The organism is Mesorhizobium sp. M0601, from assembly GCF_040320845.1.
Classification (GTDB): domain Bacteria; phylum Pseudomonadota; class Alphaproteobacteria; order Rhizobiales; family Rhizobiaceae; genus Mesorhizobium.
Window position 1 is genome coordinate 58,987 of the sequence record NZ_JAMYQK010000014.1, and the last position, 17,295, is coordinate 76,281.

Sequence of the window (17,295 nt, forward strand, 5' to 3'; positions counted from 1 at the left end):
AATTGCCGCAGGGCAACCCGGCTTGCGATCACCTGAATCGATTGAACATCCGGTGGGATGCACTAGCATTGGCAGAGATGGTGAAAGCCGCATGATCCTGGCAACGTCACGAGAGGCAGCATGACGCGCGCGATGACAACCGAAGCTCCTCTGCCCACGCTCAAAAACCCGGATCCCAAGACGCTCGCCGAGGAAGTCTTGCAAGCCCTCAAATACAGGCTCGGCAAGGGCACCAACGTTGCAACCCAGTACGATTGGCTCACCGCCTCGATCAAGGTTGTACGCGACCGCATAGTCGATCACTGGATGCAGGCGACCCAAGAGGCCTACGCCCAGCAGGAAAAGCGCGTCTATTACCTGTCGCTGGAATTCCTCATCGGCCGCCTGATGCGCGATGCCTTCTCCAATCTCGGCCTGATGGACAATATGCGCGAGGCGCTTTCGTCGCTTGGCGTCGACCTCGACATCATTGCAGCGCTCGAACCGGACGCTGCCCTTGGTAATGGCGGGCTTGGCCGGCTCGCCGCCTGCTTCATGGAAAGCATGGCGACCGTCAATATACCCGCGCATGGCTACGGCATCCGCTACGCCAACGGCATGTTCCGGCAGGAGGTCCATGACGGCTGGCAGGTGGAGCTGCCCGAGACGTGGCTCGATCACGGCAATCCCTGGGAGTTCGAGCGCCGCGAACGCTCCTTCGAGGTCGGTTTCGGCGGCTCGGTGGAATCGATCACCTCGAAGGACGGCCGGCTCGAGCGGCACGTCTGGAAGCCGACCGAACATGTTCTGGCCGTTGCCTACGATACGCCAGTGGTTGGCTGGCGGGCCAACCGCGTCAACACGCTGCGTCTGTGGTCCGGCATGCCGGTCGACCCGATCCTGCTCGACAAGTTCAATGCCGGCGATCACATCGGTGCGCTCGCCGAAAGCAACAAGGCCGATGCGTTGTCGCGCGTCCTTTACCCGGCCGATTCCCACAAGGCCGGCCAGGAGTTGCGGCTCAGGCAGGAGTATTTCTTCTCCACCGCCTCGCTGCAGGACATCGTCCAGCGTCATCTCAGCCAGTATGGCGACCTGCAATCGCTGCCCGACAAGGCGGCGATCCATCTTAACGACACCCATCCGGCCATCGCCGTCCCCGAGTTGATGCGCCTGTTGATGGATGTCCACGGCATGGATTTCGACCAGGCCTGGAGCATCACCAAGCGCACCTTCGGCTACACCAACCACACGCTCCTTCCCGAAGCGTTGGAAAGCTGGCCCGTGCCGCTGTTCGAGCGGCTGTTGCCGCGCCACATGCAGATCGTCTACGCCATCAACGCCGAGGTGCTGCTCGAGGCGCGCGCCTCCGACCAGTTCTCGGACGAGCAGATCAGCCGCATCTCGCTGATCCAGGAAAATGGCGATCGCCGCGTGCGTATGGGCAATCTGGCCTTTGTCGGCTCGCACTCGATCAACGGCGTCTCGGCACTGCATACGGAATTGATGAAGGAGACGGTGTTTGCCGACCTCCACAGGCTCTACCCGGATCGCATCAACAACAAGACCAACGGGATCACACCGCGGCGCTGGCTGATACAGTGCAATCCCGGCCTCACTGCACTCACCCGAGAGGCGATTGGCGATGGCTTCCTCGACGACATCGACGAGATAAACCGGCTTGATCCTCTTGCCGAGGACGCCGCCTTCCGCGACAAGTTCGCCGCCGTCAAACGGGCGAACAAGACGAGGCTTGCCAATCTCGTTGCAGACCGGCTCGGCATCAAGGTCGACCCGTCGGCGCTGTTCGACATCCAGGTCAAGCGCATCCACGAATACAAGCGCCAGCTCTTGAACATTCTCGAAGCGGTCGCGCTTTACGACCAGATCCGCTCGCATCCGGAGCGCGACTGGATGCCTCGCGTCAAATTCTTTGGCGGCAAGGCGGCGCCCAGCTATCACAACGCCAAGCTGATCATCAAACTTGCCAATGACGTCGCCCGAGTCATCAACCGCGACCCGGCGGTACGCGGCTTGCTGAAAGTGGTATTCGTGCCGAACTACAATGTCAGCCTGGCCGAGATCATGATGCCGGCCGCCGATCTGTCGGAGCAGATATCGACCGCCGGCATGGAAGCGTCCGGCACCGGCAACATGAAGTTCGCGCTGAACGGCGCGCTGACCATCGGCACGCTCGACGGCGCCAATGTCGAGATCAAGGAATGTGTGGGCGACAACAACATCTTCATCTTCGGGCTGACCACAGAGGAAGTCGCCGAGCGGCGCAACAATGGTTACGATCCGCGCGCTGTGATCGAGGGATCGCCTGAATTGGCGCAGGCGCTTGCCGCGGTTTCGTCCGGGGTTTTTTCACCTGATGATCCGGACCGTTATCGCGACCTGATCAACGGCCTTTACCAGAGCGACTGGTTCATGGTCGCCGCGGATTTCGATGCCTACGCCGCCACCCAGCGCGACGTCGATGCCGTCTGGCGCAACAGCCCGGACTGGTACGCCAGAGCGATCCGCAATGTCGCGCGCGTCGGCTGGTTCTCGTCCGATCGAACGATTCGCCAATATGCGAAAGACATCTGGCACGTGCCCGCCTGATGTGATTGCATGAGACCAGGAACAATGTGGCCCTAGTGGAGTGATTTGACCCTCGCATCCCTTGGAGGGTAAGGCGGCATGGCGACTGTCGAACTCAAAACTTCACTAGAAACATACACTTGGTGCCCGGGGAGGGTCACTGCCTGATGAGCAAGCCGCGCGCGACCGTTGCGACAAGCGGGCCGGACGGACTGGCGCCAGCCGACGATGTCGCGGCGATTGTCGCCGGCACGCACGGCGATCCGTTTGCCGTGCTTGGCGTGCATGAGGCGGGGAAGGGCTTTGTCGCCCGCTGCTTCGTCCCTCATGCCGAGTTCGTCACCGCCTATACGCTGACCGGCAAGAAGGCCGGCGAGCTGTCGAGACACGACGACCGCGGTTTCTTCGAAGGCAAATTGTCGCTGCGCAAACGCCAGCCGCTGCGCTATCACGCCAGGAATTCCGGCGGTGACTGGTGGCTGACCGATCCATATTCCTTCGGTCCCGTGCTCGGCCCGCTGGACGATTATTACATCGCCGAAGGGTCGCATCTCAGGCTGTTCGACAAGCTCGGCGCCCATCTCATCGACCATGAGGGTGCATCGGGTGTGCATTTTGCGGTGTGGGCGCCCAATGCAAGGCGTGTCTCGGTGGTCGGCGACTTCAACGAGTGGGACGGCCGCAGGCATACCATGCGCATCCGCCGCGACACCGGCATCTGGGAGCTGTTCATTCCCGACATCGGCGCTGGCCGCCCGTATAAGTATGAAATCATCGGGCCGGATGGCGTGAGATTGCCGCTCAAAGCCGATCCGTTTGCCTTCAAGTCCGAACTGCGCCCGGCCACCGCCTCGGTTACGGCACTGCCGCCGGCGCATGAATGGGGTGACGAGGCGCACCGGAACTACTGGCGCAATGCCGACCACAGGCGCGAAGCCGTATCGATCTACGAGGTCCATGCCGGGTCATGGCGGCTTCACGACGACGGCAGCTTCCTGTCGTGGGATGAGCTCGCCGACAGGCTGATCCCTTACGTGGTCGAGACCGGTTTTACCCACATCGAATTCATGCCGATCTCCGAACACCCTTATGACCCGTCCTGGGGCTACCAGACGACGGGTCTTTATGCGCCGACTGCCCGCTTTGGCGATCCGGACGGTTTTGCCCGCTTCGTCGACGGCGCCCACCGTGCAGGCATCGGCGTCATCCTTGACTGGGTGCCGGCGCATTTCCCGGTTGACGAACACGGTCTGGCAAAGTTCGACGGTACCGCGCTCTACGAACATGCCGATCCGCGCAAGGGCTTCCATCCCGACTGGAACACAGCGATCTACAATTTCGGCCGTCGCGAAGTGATTTCGTTCCTGGTCAACAATGCGCTGTTCTGGGCCGAGAAATATCACGTCGACGGACTGCGCGTCGATGCGGTCGCCTCGATGCTTTATCTCGATTATTCGCGCAAGGCCGGTGAATGGATTCCCAACGAGAAGGGCGGGCGAGAGAACCTCGAAGCGGTCAGCTTCCTGCAGCGGATGAACAAGGAGGTCTACGGCCACCATCCAGGTGTGATGACCATCGCCGAGGAATCGACCTCGTGGCCGAAAGTCTCGCAGCCGGTGCATGAAGGCGGACTGGGCTTCGGTTTCAAGTGGAACATGGGTTTCATGCATGACACTTTGGAGTATTTCTCCAAGGAGCCGATCTTCCGCAAGCATCACCACAACGACATCACCTTCGGCCTGGTCTACGCTTTCAGCGAGAATTTTGTGCTGCCGCTGTCCCATGACGAGGTGGTGCACGGCAAAGGCACGCTGCTCAACAAGATGGCCGGCGACGACTGGCAGAAATTCGCGACGCTGCGGGCCTACTGCGCCTTCATGTGGGGTTATCCTGGCAAGAAGCTGTTGTTCATGGGCCAGGAGTTCGCACAGCGCCGCGAGTGGAGCGAGGCGCGCGCGCTCGACTGGAACCTGCTCGATTTCCGGTTCCACCGTGGCGTCTGGCAGACGGTGCGCGATCTCAACTATCTCTACCGCTCGCGCCCCGCGCTGCATGCCCGCGACTGCGAGCCGGAGGGCTTTTCCTGGCTGATCGTCGACGACAGCGCGAACTCGGTCTTTGCCTGGCTGCGCAGCGCGCCGGGCGGCAACCCGGTCGCCGTCATTTCCAACTTCACGCCGGTGCCGCGCGACAATTACCGCGTGCCGTTGCCGCAGGCCGGAAAATGGCGCGAGATCATCAACACCGATGCCACGGATTATGGCGGTTCCGGCAAGGGCAATAGCGGCGTCGTCGAGGCTCGGGCGGAAGGGGGAGGGATTTCGGCGACGATGCTTTTGCCGCCGCTGTCGACGATCATGCTCGAATTCGTCCCGGACTGAGCTATGTCTGGAGCATCTAACCTGGGAGGATAGGAATGGCTGAAATAAAACGAACACAGCCGCTGGCACGCGACGCCATGGCTTATGTGCTGGCAGGCGGCCGTGGCAGCCGGCTCAAGGAACTGACCGACCGCCGCGCCAAGCCGGCGGTCTATTTTGGCGGCAAGACCCGCATCATCGATTTCGCGCTGTCCAATGCGCTCAATTCCGGTATCCGCCGCCTCGGCGTCGCCACCCAGTACAAGGCGCATTCGCTGATCCGCCATCTGCAGCGCGGCTGGAACTTCCTGCGGCCCGAGCGCAACGAGAGTTTCGACATCCTGCCGGCCAGTCAGCGTGTGTCGGAAACGCAATGGTATGAGGGCACCGCCGACGCCGTGTACCAGAACATCGACATCATCGAGGCCTACGGGCCGGAATACATGGTCATCCTGGCCGGCGACCACATCTACAAGATGGACTACGAAATGATGCTGCGCCAGCATGTCGAGGCCGGCGCCGACGTCACCGTCGGCTGCCTCGAAGTGCCACGCATGGAAGCCACGGGCTTCGGCGTCATGCATGTCGATCCCAAGGACACCATCATCTCCTTCATCGAAAAGCCCGCCGATCCGCCGGGCATTCCCGACAAACCGGATTTCGCGCTGGCCTCGATGGGCATCTATGTGTTCAAGACCAAATTCCTGATGGAGCAATTGCGTCGCGATGCGGCGGAGCCCGGCTCGAGCCGGGACTTCGGCAAGGACATCATCCCCTACATCGTCGAGCACGGAAAGGCGATCGCCCATCGTTTTGCCAAATCCTGCGTGCGCTCGACCGCCGAGAACGAGGCCTATTGGCGCGACGTCGGCACGGTCGACGCCTATTGGGAGGCCAATATCGACCTGACCGACATCACGCCGGAACTCGACCTTTACGACCGCGATTGGCCGATCTGGACCTATGCCGAGTTGAAGCCGCCGGCAAAGTTCGTGCATGACGAGGATGGCCGCCGCGGGTCGGCCGTGTCGTCTCTCGTGTCGGGCGATTGCATCGTTTCGGGCGCTTCGCTGAAGCGAAGCCTGATCTTCACCGGCGCGCGCATAAATTCCTATTCGACGCTGGAGGAGGTCGTCATGCTGCCGGACGTCCATGTCGGCCGCAGCGCCAGGCTGAAGCGCGTGGTCATCGATCACGGCGTCAGGATTCCGGAGGGTCTGGTGGTCGGCGAGGATCCCGTCCTCGACGCCAAGCGTTTCCGCGTTTCGGAAAAAGGCATCTGCCTGGTCACGCAGGACATGATCAACAGGCTGGGATCGTAGTGCATGCAGGTTCTGTCGGTGGCGCCCGAGATCTTTCCGCTGGTCAAGACGGGCGGGCTCGCCGACGTGACCGGCGCCTTGCCCGTGGCATTGGCCGGCAAGGGCGTCACCATGCGCACGCTCGTCCCCGGCTATCCTCAGGTGATGGGCGCCTTCAGGAAAAAGAAGCCGGTTCAGCAATATCCATTGCTGCAGGGCGGCAAGGCTTCGGTGTATGCCGCCCAGATCGCCGGGCTCGACCTGTTCGTGCTTGACGCGCCGCATCTTTTCGACCGTCCCGGCGGCCCATACGGCAACGCGACAGGCGCCGACTGGCCGGACAATTGGCGGCGGTTCGCGGCCTTGAGCCAGGTAGGCGGTGATATTGCCGGCGGCGCGATCTCGGGCTACCTGCCCGATATCGTCCATGCCCATGACTGGCAGTCGGCAATGACGCTTGCCTACATGCGCTACGGCAAGGCGGTCGGCACGCCGTCGATGATCACCGTGCACAACCTAGCCTTCCAAGGCCAGTTCGGCGCCGGCATCTTTGGCGAGCTTGGCCTGCCGGCGGCGGCGATGGCGCTCGACGGCGTCGAATATTACGGCGGCGTCGGCTTCCTCAAGGCCGGCCTGCAGGCGGCGTGGGCGATCACCACGGTCAGCCCGACCTATGCGCAGGAAATCCGCTTGCCCGAATTCGGCATGGGCCTCGACGGCCTGATCAACATGCGCTCCGTCGATCTCCATGGCATCGTCAACGGCATCGATACCGAGATCTGGAACCCGGAAACCGACAAGCATCTGGTCTCCAACTACACCGCAAAGACGCTCAAGGCGCGAATGCCCAACAAGGCCGCGGTCGAGGACCGTTTCAGCCTCGATCGCGATGATAGCCCGATCGTCTGCGTCGTCAGCCGGCTGACCTGGCAAAAGGGCATGGACATACTGGCTGCGGCCATCGACGGCATCGTTGCAAGAGGTGCACGGCTGGCGATCCTCGGCTCCGGCGACGCTGGGCTGGAAGGCGCGTTGCTTGCCGCCGCAGCCCGCCATCGCGGCCGCATCGGCGTCGTCGTCGGCTATGACGAGGGACTCTCCCACACCATGCAGGGCGGCTGCGACGCAATCATTATCCCATCGCGCTTCGAACCTTGCGGGCTGACACAGCTTTACGGCCTGCGCTATGGCTGCGTGCCGGTCGTCGCGCGCACCGGCGGCCTTGCCGACACGATCATCGATGCCAACGAAGCCGCCATCTCTGCCGGCGTGGCGACCGGTTTCCAGTTTGCGCCCGCCAATGCCGGCGCCTTGCTGCACGCCGTCCGCCGCCTTGTCGAGGCGCATGCCAATCCCGCAGTGTGGACGTCGATGCAGCGGCAAGGCATGAAGGCCGACGTTTCGTGGGACAAAAGCGCCGAAAAATATGTCCAACACTATCGCTTGCTGCTTTCGAAAAGGGCTGCCTGACTGATGATCCGCACCGTCGCCACCAAACCCTATCCCGACCAGAAGCCCGGCACGTCCGGGCTGCGTAAAAAGGTCCCCGTGTTCCAGCAGGAGCACTATGCCGAGAACTTCATCCAGTCGATCTTCGACGCGCTGGACGGGTTCGAGGGCAAAACCCTGGTGATCGGCGGCGACGGCCGCTTCTATAACCGCGAGGTCATCCAGAAGGCCATCGCCATGGCCGCGGCAAACGGCTTCGGCAAGGTGATGGTCGGGCAGGGCGGCATCTTGTCGACGCCGGCCGCTTCGCATGTCATCCGCAAATACAAGACCTTTGGCGGCATCATCCTGTCGGCCAGCCACAATCCGGGTGGCCCGCATGAGGATTTCGGCATCAAGTACAATGCCGGCAATGGCGGCCCGGCGCCGGAAAAGCTGACCGATGCGATCTTCGAAAAAACCAAGGCGATTTCAAGCTTCAAGATCGCCGATATCGGGCAGGTCGACATCGACACGATCGGCACGGTCAAGACGGGGGACATGACCGTCGAAATCATCGATCCTGTCGCCGACTATGCCGAACTGATGGAAAGCCTGTTCGATTTCGACGCATTGCGGGCGCTGTTCAGGTCGGGCTTCCGCATGCGCTTCGACGCCATGCATGCGGTGACCGGCCCCTACGCCAAGGAGATCCTCGAAAACCGGCTCGGCGCGCCCAACGGCACCGCCCGCAATTTCATTCCGCTGCCGGATTTCGGCGGCCATCATCCCGATCCCAATCTGGTGCACGCAAAACACCTCTACGACGAGATGATGGGGCCGGATGCGCCAGACTTTGGCGCCGCCTCGGATGGCGACGGCGACCGCAACCTGATTATCGGCAAGGGAATTTTCATCACCCCGTCGGATTCGGTGGCGATGCTCGCCGCCAACGCCCATCTGGCGCCGGGCTACAAGGCGGGGCTGAAAGGCATCGCCCGCTCGATGCCGACCAGCGGTGCTGCCGACCGGGTCGCCGAAAAGCTCGGCATCGGGATCTACGAGACGCCGACCGGCTGGAAATTTTTCGGCAATCTGCTCGATGCCGGCATGGCAACGATCTGTGGCGAGGAGAGTGCGGGGACCGGCTCCAACCATGTCCGCGAAAAGGACGGCCTGTGGGCTGTGCTTTTATGGCTCAACATCCTTGCCGTTCGCGGCGAAAGCGCCAAGCAGATCGTCACCCAGCATTGGACGGCCTATGGCCGTAACTATTATTCGCGCCACGACTACGAGGAGGTCGAGACCGATCGTGCCAACGCGCTTGTTGGCGAGTTGCGCGCCAAGCTCGGCTCGCTGCCTGGCACCCGCGTCCGCGGCATGACGATCGCCAGCGCTGATGATTTCGCCTATCACGATCCGGTCGACGGCTCGGTCAGCGAGAACCAGGGCATCAGGGTGCTGTTCGAAGGCGGCTCACGCGTCGTCTTCCGCCTGTCCGGCACCGGCACCTCGGGCGCGACGCTGCGGCTTTATGTCGAGCGCTACGAGCCGGACAAGAACCGCCACGATCTCGACACCCAGGAGGCGCTTGCCGATCTGATCGCGGCGGCCGACGACATTGCCGGGATTCGCAGCCATACCGGCCGCGCCAAGCCGAGCGTCATCACCTGATGTCGTCGGGACTATCCGCCGGCTATCGTCCGCGATTTGGCGGGCTTGCCGGGGAGGGCGGTATCCGCTTCGCCGCATGGTCCTCGTCGGCTCGGCGCATCTGGGTTTCGATTTTCGACGAACACGGCAACCGCGAAGTCGACCGGCTGGAACTCCAGTCGGAAGACGAGGGCGTCCATGCACTTTTTGTTGCCGGTCTCGCCGCCGGGACCCGATACGGGTTCCGCGCCGATGGCGACTACGCGCCGGAACACGGTCTCTGGTTCGATCCCGACAAGCTGCTGGCCGATCCCTATGCCGTCGAGATCGACAGGCCCTATGCCTATGACGGCCGGCTCGCCGCGCGCCGAGGCGAGGGGGCCGACACTGCGCCGCTGATGCCGAAAGCCATCGCCGGCGCCTTGCCGGAACCCTTGCCCGCCTTGCCGCCGCTGTTTCGGCCCGGCGGCCTTATCTACGAAGTGCCGGTACGCGCCTTCACAAAGCTGCATCCCGACATTCCCGAGAAGCAACGCGGCACCATTGCAGCGCTCGCTCACCCCCTCGTTGTCGAGCATCTGCAAAAACTCGGCGTGGCAGCCATTGAGTTGATGCCGGTGACTGCATCGATCGACGAACGGCATTTACCGCCGTTCGGTCTGCGCAACGCCTGGGGTTATAATCCCGTGACCTTCATGGCGCTCGATCCGCGACTGGCGCCCGGCGGTCTGGCCGAGTTGCGCGGAACGGTCGCCGCGCTGCGCGAGGCCGGCATCGGCACCATTCTCGACCTGGTGTTCAACCACACCGGCGAAAGCGACCGGCTCGGCCCGACATTGTCGCTGCGCGGGCTCGACAGCCGCGCCTATTATCGGCACGAGCCGGACGGCGCTCTGGTCAATGACACCGGAACCGGCAATACGCTCGCCTGCGAGCATCCGGTCGTCCGGGAAATGGTCCTCCACACGCTTCGCCACTTTGTCCAGCGCGCCGGTGTCGACGGATTCCGCTTCGACCTGGCGCCGATCCTCGGCCGCGTCGACGGCGTTTTCGACGCCGATGCGCCGCTGCTGAACGCCATTCGCAACGACCCTGTTCTTGGCGACCGGGTGCTGATCGCCGAGCCTTGGGATATCGGACCGGATGGCTATCAGCTCGGCAATTTTCCGCCGCCCTTCCTCGAATGGAACGACAAATACCGCGACGATATCCGCCGCTTCTGGCGCGGCGACGGCGGCATGATCGGTGCCCTGGCGACGCGGCTTGCCGGTTCGTCCGACGTCTTTGCCAAAGCAGGCCAGACAACGAGCCGCAGCATCAACTTCATCGCCGCGCATGACGGCATGACGCTGGCCGATATCGTCGCTTATGGGCACAAGCACAACGAGGCCAATGGCGAACTGAACCGCGATGGTCACGACGACAACCTGTCCTGGAACGATGGCGTCGAGGGCGAGACCAGCGACCAGTCAATCGTTACGGCCCGTTTCGATGACCAGCGCGCGCTGCTGGCGACGCTCTTTGCCTCGCGCGGCACGATCATGCTGACGGCCGGCGACGAGTTCGGCCGCACGCAGCGCGGCAACAACAACGCCTACGCGCAGGACAATGACATCACCTGGCTCGACTGGGCCGGGCGCGACCTGGCGCTCGAGCATCATACGGCTCTGCTCGCCAGGATGCGTCGCGCCGTGCCGGCGCTCTTGGACACAGCATTCCTGACCGGAGAACAGCCTGCGGGTTCGGAAATCCCAGACGTAGCCTGGCTGACGGAAACCGGCGTGCCGTTCGAAGAGGCAGCCTGGGACGATGCCAGGCGGCACCGGCTGGTCATGGTTCTCGGTAGCGGTGAGAACAGTCGCCTTGCGGTGGTCATCAATGGCGACCGCCGGGCCTGCATGTTCACGCTGCCGGAACGGGCGGGTTTTCATTGGCGCCCAGCTATCGAACCGGATAGTAGCGATATCTCGCGGCCGGTGCCTGGGCGAACAGTCCTGTTCATGATCGAAAGCAGGACAGCGTGTGCGGGCGCAGGGGAGAGCCATGATGGCTGACAATGCCGAATGGTGGCGCGGCTGCGTCATCTACCAGATCTACCCGCGCTCCTTCCAGGACACGACAGGCGACGGCAGCGGCGATCTCAGCGGCATCACCTCGAGGCTGGCCCATGTCGCATCGCTCGGTGCCGACGCCGTTTGGCTGTCGCCTTTTTTCAAGTCGCCAATGGCCGATATGGGTTACGACGTTTCGGATTACTGCGCCGTCGATCCGATGTTCGGCACATTAGAGGATTTCGACGCACTGATTGCGGAGGCGCACCGGCTCGGCCTGAAGGTGATCATCGATCAGGTCTTGTCGCATTCGTCGGATCGGCACGAATGGTTCGTCGAAAGCCGCACGAGCCATGACAACCCCAAGGCCGACTGGTACGTCTGGGCCGATGCGAAGCCCGACGGCACCGCCCCCAACAACTGGCTGTCGCTTTTCGGCGGCCCGGCCTGGGAATGGGACGCAACGCGCAGGCAATATTACCTGCACAATTTCCTCGCCTCGCAGCCGGACCTGAATTTCCACAACCCAAAGGTGCAGGACGCCTTGCTGGAAACGGTGCGGTTCTGGCTCGAGCGCGGCGTCGACGGTTTCCGGCTGGATACGGTCAACTATTACGTCCACGACCGCTGGCTGCGCAGCAACCCGCCTTTGGCGGAAAGCGTCGCCGGCACCAATACGGCAACCAGCCCCTATCTCTATCAGGAGCATCTGTTCGACAAGAGCCAGCCGGAAAACCTTGCTTTCCTCAGGCGCTTCCGGGCCTTGCTTGACGAATATGAAGGCCGCGCCGCTGTCGGCGAGATTGGCGACGAAACGCGTTCCTTGCAGACACTCGCCGCCTATACCGGCGGTGGCGACAAGCTCCAAATGTCCTACACGTTCGACCTGCTCGGCCCGCAATTCTCGGCGTCGCATGTGCGTGGCTGTGTCGAGGCCTTCGAGAGTAAGGTATTCGACGGCTGGGTTTGCTGGGCGTTCTCCAACCACGATGTCGTGCGCCATGTCAGTCGATGGAAAAGGCCGGGCGGCGATCCGGACAGGGTGGCGAAATTCTCGATCGTGCTGCTTTCCTGCCTGCGCGGATCGATCTGCCTCTACCAGGGCGAAGAACTCGGGCTGGAGGAGGCCGAACTGGCGTTCGAGGATTTGCGCGATCCTTTCGGCATCCGCTTCTGGCCGGGGATCAAGGGGCGGGACGGGTGCCGAACGCCGATGGTCTGGGAGGCTGGCGCCGACGATGCCGGCTTTTCGACGGGCAAGCCGTGGCTTCCGGTCCCGGCAAGCCATCGCGCCCAGGCGGTCGACGTCCAGGACGGCGAGCAAACCTCCGTCCTGGCGAGCTACCGTGCGATGCTGGCCTTGCGCAAGCAGCATCCGGCGCTGGTTCGAGGCTCGATCCGGTTCCTCGATGCCGAAGGCGACGTCCTTGCTTTCATTCGCGAAGGCGGTGACGAAAAGCTGCTCTGTGTCTTCAATTTCGCCGACGAGCCGGCCGGCTGGCAATTGCCACCGGATCTGGAAGCGATAGAGCCGATAGACCTTGGCGGTGCTGCCGGCGTCTTGCAGGAAAGAACGCTGTCGCTGCCGCCGCTGGGCTGCTTCCTCGGCCGGATCGGCTGAGCTCTATTTCATTATCTCATTGAACGAGCACGGAGCGCCCGCAAGTCGCGCCGACAACCCGCACATCGGCCTCGCCGACATGCACGCCGACAGCTGCAAGCACGTTATAGACCAGTTCGTCGACCGGCGCCGTCACGCCGTTCAGAACCGTTACCACCGCCGGCTTAACCGTTCCGAGCAGGGCCGTCACGTCCAGCCCGAGGCCCAGTGCATTGACCGAGAGCGAGAGGCCGCTGACCAGCGATGTCGTGAGTGATTGCGTCAGGTTTTTTGTGGTGACAGTTTTAATCGTCTTGTTGGCGATATCGGTGCTGTCGAACGTCAATGTGGTCGGATCGTTGTTGGTGATGGCAAGTGATGAAGAACCCTTCACATCGAGCAGATTGAGGGTAAGCAGCAGAAGCTTCACGCTCACCTGGGCAATCGTGGCATCGGAGAACGATTGCGGATTGCTGAAATCGGCGAAGGCCGATGGGTTGTTGTCGGCGTCGCTGGTGGCAAGGTGCAGCGAGGCCACGCCAGGCTGCGCGGCGATCGAAACCTTGATGCTATCCGGCCGGCCCGTCGGGCAGCTGATGTCGGTTAGCTTGGCTTCCGCATAGGCGACTTCGACATGCAGAGGCAGGTTGACGGACAGCAGGCTGATGCCGCCGCCGAGATTGGAATTGCCGATGCCCACTGTGGTGACCAGCTTGATGCGCGTCTGCGCGGTGCGCACCACGGTGCCTTTTTCCCCGACGGCCAGCCAGGGTGAGTATTGCATCGGTTCACCGATGGCGATGGCGAGCGTGGTGGAGGTAAGTCCCGGAATAGTGGCGCCGAGATCGACCTGGACCTGGTTTGAGCCATTGGCCAGCGAGGCGGCGGCACCCAGCATGCCCATCGCGCTTGCGTCGACGGAAAAGCCGGGAGACTTTTGTCCGAGGCCGAGCCTGCCGATCGAGCCAAGATCGATAAGATGACTGAGGGGTATCTTGACCGTGTTGGTGGCCCTCGACGCGATCGTCTGCAGCACAAGTTTGCTGGCGCTGCCCGACCCGGACGCATTGGCCATGGCGGTCGCGATCTGGCCTACCGTCGCTTTTGACGCCAGCACGTCGGAATAGCTGACACCTGTCAGTTGCAACTGTACGGCAAGGGCATCGACGAACGAAAGCACGTTTACATCGGCCGAGATCAGCGCGTTGTAGTCCATGACGCTGAGCGAAATGTTGGCGCCCAGCAACTTGCTGAGAAGCGCGTTGAGGATGCCGCCATTGACGCTGAGGAGCCTGGACCCGACCGAGAACATCGCTTGCGGGGTCACGCTGGCAATGGCTTCGGTGCCGACAACCGGAGTAGGGATGAGCGAACTGGCAAAATACCGGGCGGGGATTTTTTGCAGGGTGACGCGAACGGCGTTGTAAGGCGTTTTACCGGCTTCGAAGCGCTTGTCGACGCCAACGGAGGACGCCGCTGAGTATCGGCCGCCGGTGACCGACACGACGGTTTTGCCAACCGTGGGAACGATTGTCTGACCTGCCTTTTGAACAATGATGCCGGGCATTCGGTTGTCACTGAGCGTGGTTACCGCCGCGGCTTCCATATTGTTGATGTTCGACGCCGCGGTGATCGCCGCCAGATCGGTCATCGCCTGGGCTTCCCTGCGCTCCGTGTAGATCGAACCTTCGTCGACAGCGAAGGCAGCCAGCCCCAGCGCGAATGGCGCTGTCAGCGCCGTCATGACGGCAAAGTTCGCCTTCTTGTCGCCAACCATCGAGCGAGCGATCCGCCCGATGCTCCTCAGCAAGAACTGCGACATTTCAAATGCCTCCAATCCTGATGGTAGATCTGCGCGACATCGTGGTTTGCGGCATCGCAAGGCTTGGTAATAGGTTCCAGATCGGCAGGTTGCTGGCATCGTACTGGATCGACACGACGAACTGATTTCCGTCGGCCGTGCTGTCCGTCGCCTGATAGGTCAGCTTGCCGGAATCGACGAACGGGTATCCACTGGCATTGTTTTTGACGAAACTCGCCACCAGCGCCTGGCGCTCGGTTTGATTCAATCCGGCAATTGCGGTGCGGGCGGCATCGGCGGCGATTTGCTGCAAGGAGTTGCTTGCACCAAAATAGATACCATACGCAACCATTCCGAGCAAAAGAAGGATAAAGATTGGGGAAAGCAGGGCGAACTCGACCGCGGAAGTTCCGGACTCTTCTCCAATTTTGCGTAGATTCGTCCGTATGTGGCGCAATATTTTACGCTTCAATGCGACAGTATTACTGTCTATCTTGTTCATTGCCCTTGCCCGTTGGAACCCAAGGTCGATGTGCCGATTCCATCGAAATTTGTAACCCTTGGTTGCCTAAGAACCAATTAATACATTCCGGTAAACTGAAATGATCGGCCAGATTATTTCCCAGATCGGCGTTCTGGCCAGGAAACCCAGTCAAACTCATGGTTTCGACCATTGATTGGCCGCCCGCAAAACGACTGCCCCGGCCCCCTTACTTTGGGTGACCCCGAGAGTCTGTTGAAATAAAAAATCTCCACGTTACTGTTTGGCCACCAGCTGCCGGAGAGGGAACCGGCTGCGCGCTCGAAAGGAACCAACCAATCGGTTTCGGGGCGTCAACACTTAGAGACGTGGCCGAAGGGCGACGTCATTAGGGAGAACTCCATGTTGAAACATGTGCTGAAGGCGACGGTACTCGCCACGACCATGGTCTTGGCCGCCGGTACGTTCTACACGCCGGCTTTCGCCGAGACCGTCTACAACCGCGGAGCCGCCGCCGAAGCGGAGACGCTCGATCCGCACAAGACCTCGACGGTCTACGAAGCCGATATCATACGCGACCTGTTCCAGGGCCTCGTGATGCATGACCAGAAGACGAATCTCATTCCGGGCGCCGCTGAAAGCTGGACGGTGTCCGACGACGGCACTGTCTACACCTTCAAGCTGCGCAAGGACGGCCTCTGGTCGGATGGCAGCCCGGTGACGGCGGACGACTTCGTTTATTCGTTCCGTCGGCTGGAAGATCCGGCCACCGCTGCGGAATACGCTTCCATGCTCTATCCAGTGAAGGGTGCCGAGGAAGTCAACACCAAGAAGGGCAAGCCGGAGGATATGGGCGTCAAGGCGATTGACGCAAATACCCTCGAAGTCACGCTCAAGGCGCCAACGCCTTACTTCCTGGAGATGCTGACCCATCAGGCGACCTATCCGGTTAACAAGGCGTCTATCGAAAAGCTTGGCGCCGACTGGATCAAGGCAGGCAAGCTGGTCTCGAACGGGGCCTTTACAGCGGCAGAGTGGATTCCCAACGACCATCTGAAGCTGGTCAAGAATCCGAAATTCTGGGACGCCGCCAGCGTCAAGTTGGACGTGGTCAACTACATCCCGACCGAGGATCGCTCGTCCGCGATGAAGCGCTTCGAGGCCGGCGAATTCGACAGTTACGGTGACCTGCCGACCGAACAGCTCGCCGATCTCAAGACCAAATTCGGCGACCAGGTCCGTGTCGGGCCATATCTCGGCATCTACTATTACGCGATCAAGACCGACAAGGCGCCTTGGGACAACGTCGAACTGCGCAACGCTATCTCGATGGCGATCGATCGCGACTTCCTCGCTGAAAAAGTCTGGCAGAATTCGATGCTGCCCGGCTATTCGATGGTCCCTCCGGGTATCCAGGGCTACACGCCGGCACTGGCCAAATACGCCGACATGCCGCAGATCGACCGCGAGGACGCTGCCAAGAAGATCCTCGAGAAACTCGGCTATACACCCGAGCATCCGTTGAAGATGCAGATCCGCTACAACACCTCTGAAAACCACAAGAACACCGCTGTCGCCATCCAGGAACAGTTGAAGCCGCTTGGCGTCGAGGTCACGCTGCTCAACACCGACACCAAGACCCACTACTCCTTCCTCGAGCAGAAGGGCGACTACGATGTGGCGCGTGCCGCCTGGATCGCCGATTACAAGGACCCGGAAACCTTCCTCGGCATATCTCGCAAGGCCAGCGGCAACAATTATTCGAGCTATAACAGCCCGAAATTCGAGGCGGCCATGGACAAGGCCGCCGCCGCCGGCGGCAAGCCCGAACAGCGCATGAAGGAGCTCGCCGAGGCCGAGCGCATCCTCGTCGACGACGTCGGCGAGATCCCGCTTCTCTACTACAGCTACCACGACATCGTTTCCTCGAAGCTGCACGGCTTCGACGACAATGTGATGGACATCCATCCGTCCCGCTTCATCAGCAAGGACTGATCCCTTAGCCAGGCCGCCGCGCGACTCAATGCGCGGCGGCGCCGGTTTGCCATCGCA

Annotated in this window: 10 protein-coding genes; 8 read left to right on the forward strand and 2 right to left on the reverse strand. The window is 61.8% G+C overall.

Annotated features, from left to right (window positions below; genetic code table 11):
• The first annotated feature begins 120 nt into the window (after window positions 1-120).
• From NKI41_RS15410 to bglA, 7 genes are all read left to right on the forward strand, one after another.
• On the forward strand, window positions 121-2,589 hold the full coding sequence (locus NKI41_RS15410) for a glycogen/starch/alpha-glucan phosphorylase (RefSeq protein ID WP_352470953.1): 2,469 nt from the start codon (window positions 121-123) through the stop codon (window positions 2,587-2,589).
• Window positions 2,590-2,735: 146 nt separating this feature from the next.
• Window positions 2,736-4,949 carry a 1,4-alpha-glucan branching protein GlgB gene (gene glgB, locus NKI41_RS15415; protein ID WP_352683813.1) on the forward strand — a complete coding sequence of 738 codons (2,214 nt, stop codon included), beginning with the start codon at window positions 2,736-2,738 and terminating at the stop codon, window positions 4,947-4,949.
• 35 nt (window positions 4,950-4,984) lie between these two features.
• Entirely contained in the window at window positions 4,985-6,250 is a 1,266-nt protein-coding gene (gene glgC / locus NKI41_RS15420) for a glucose-1-phosphate adenylyltransferase (RefSeq protein WP_352470955.1), read from the forward strand.
• A gap of 3 nt (window positions 6,251-6,253) precedes the next feature.
• The gene (gene glgA, locus NKI41_RS15425; RefSeq protein ID WP_352470956.1) at window positions 6,254-7,699 is read left to right on the forward strand and encodes a glycogen synthase GlgA; all 1,446 of its coding nucleotides are present in this window, start codon (window positions 6,254-6,256) and stop codon (window positions 7,697-7,699) included.
• Between the two features lie 3 nt (window positions 7,700-7,702).
• Window positions 7,703-9,331 carry an alpha-D-glucose phosphate-specific phosphoglucomutase gene (locus tag NKI41_RS15430; RefSeq protein WP_352490796.1) on the forward strand — a complete coding sequence of 543 codons (1,629 nt, stop codon included), beginning with the start codon at window positions 7,703-7,705 and terminating at the stop codon, window positions 9,329-9,331.
• Window positions 9,331-11,364: a glycogen debranching protein GlgX gene (gene glgX, locus NKI41_RS15435; RefSeq protein WP_352683816.1), complete on the forward strand. Its 2,034-nt coding sequence runs from the start codon at window positions 9,331-9,333 to the stop codon at window positions 11,362-11,364. Before NKI41_RS15430 ends, glgX begins: the two co-directional genes overlap by 1 nt.
• Window positions 11,354-12,982, forward strand: a complete 1,629-nt coding sequence (gene bglA / locus NKI41_RS15440) for a beta-galactosidase BglA (protein ID WP_352683818.1) — start codon at window positions 11,354-11,356, stop codon at window positions 12,980-12,982. The genes glgX and bglA overlap by 11 nt, the downstream gene beginning before the upstream one ends.
• A 16-nt stretch (window positions 12,983-12,998) precedes the next feature.
• On the opposite strand, the gene NKI41_RS15445 is transcribed toward bglA, so the two are convergent.
• Both NKI41_RS15445 and NKI41_RS15450 read right to left on the reverse strand, forming a co-directional pair.
• Entirely contained in the window at window positions 12,999-14,738 is a 1,740-nt protein-coding gene (locus NKI41_RS15445; RefSeq protein WP_352614960.1) for a pilus assembly protein TadG-related protein, read from the reverse strand.
• Window positions 14,739-14,784: 46 nt separating this feature from the next.
• Window positions 14,785-15,264: a TadE family protein gene (locus NKI41_RS15450; RefSeq protein ID WP_084641571.1), complete on the reverse strand. Its 480-nt coding sequence runs from the start codon at window positions 15,262-15,264 to the stop codon at window positions 14,785-14,787.
• Window positions 15,265-15,645: 381 nt separating this feature from the next.
• Between NKI41_RS15450 and NKI41_RS15455 the strand changes: the two genes are divergently transcribed.
• Window positions 15,646-17,238, forward strand: a complete 1,593-nt coding sequence (locus tag NKI41_RS15455) for a peptide ABC transporter substrate-binding protein (protein ID WP_352614906.1) — start codon at window positions 15,646-15,648, stop codon at window positions 17,236-17,238.
• Window positions 17,239-17,295: the final 57 nt, after the last annotated feature.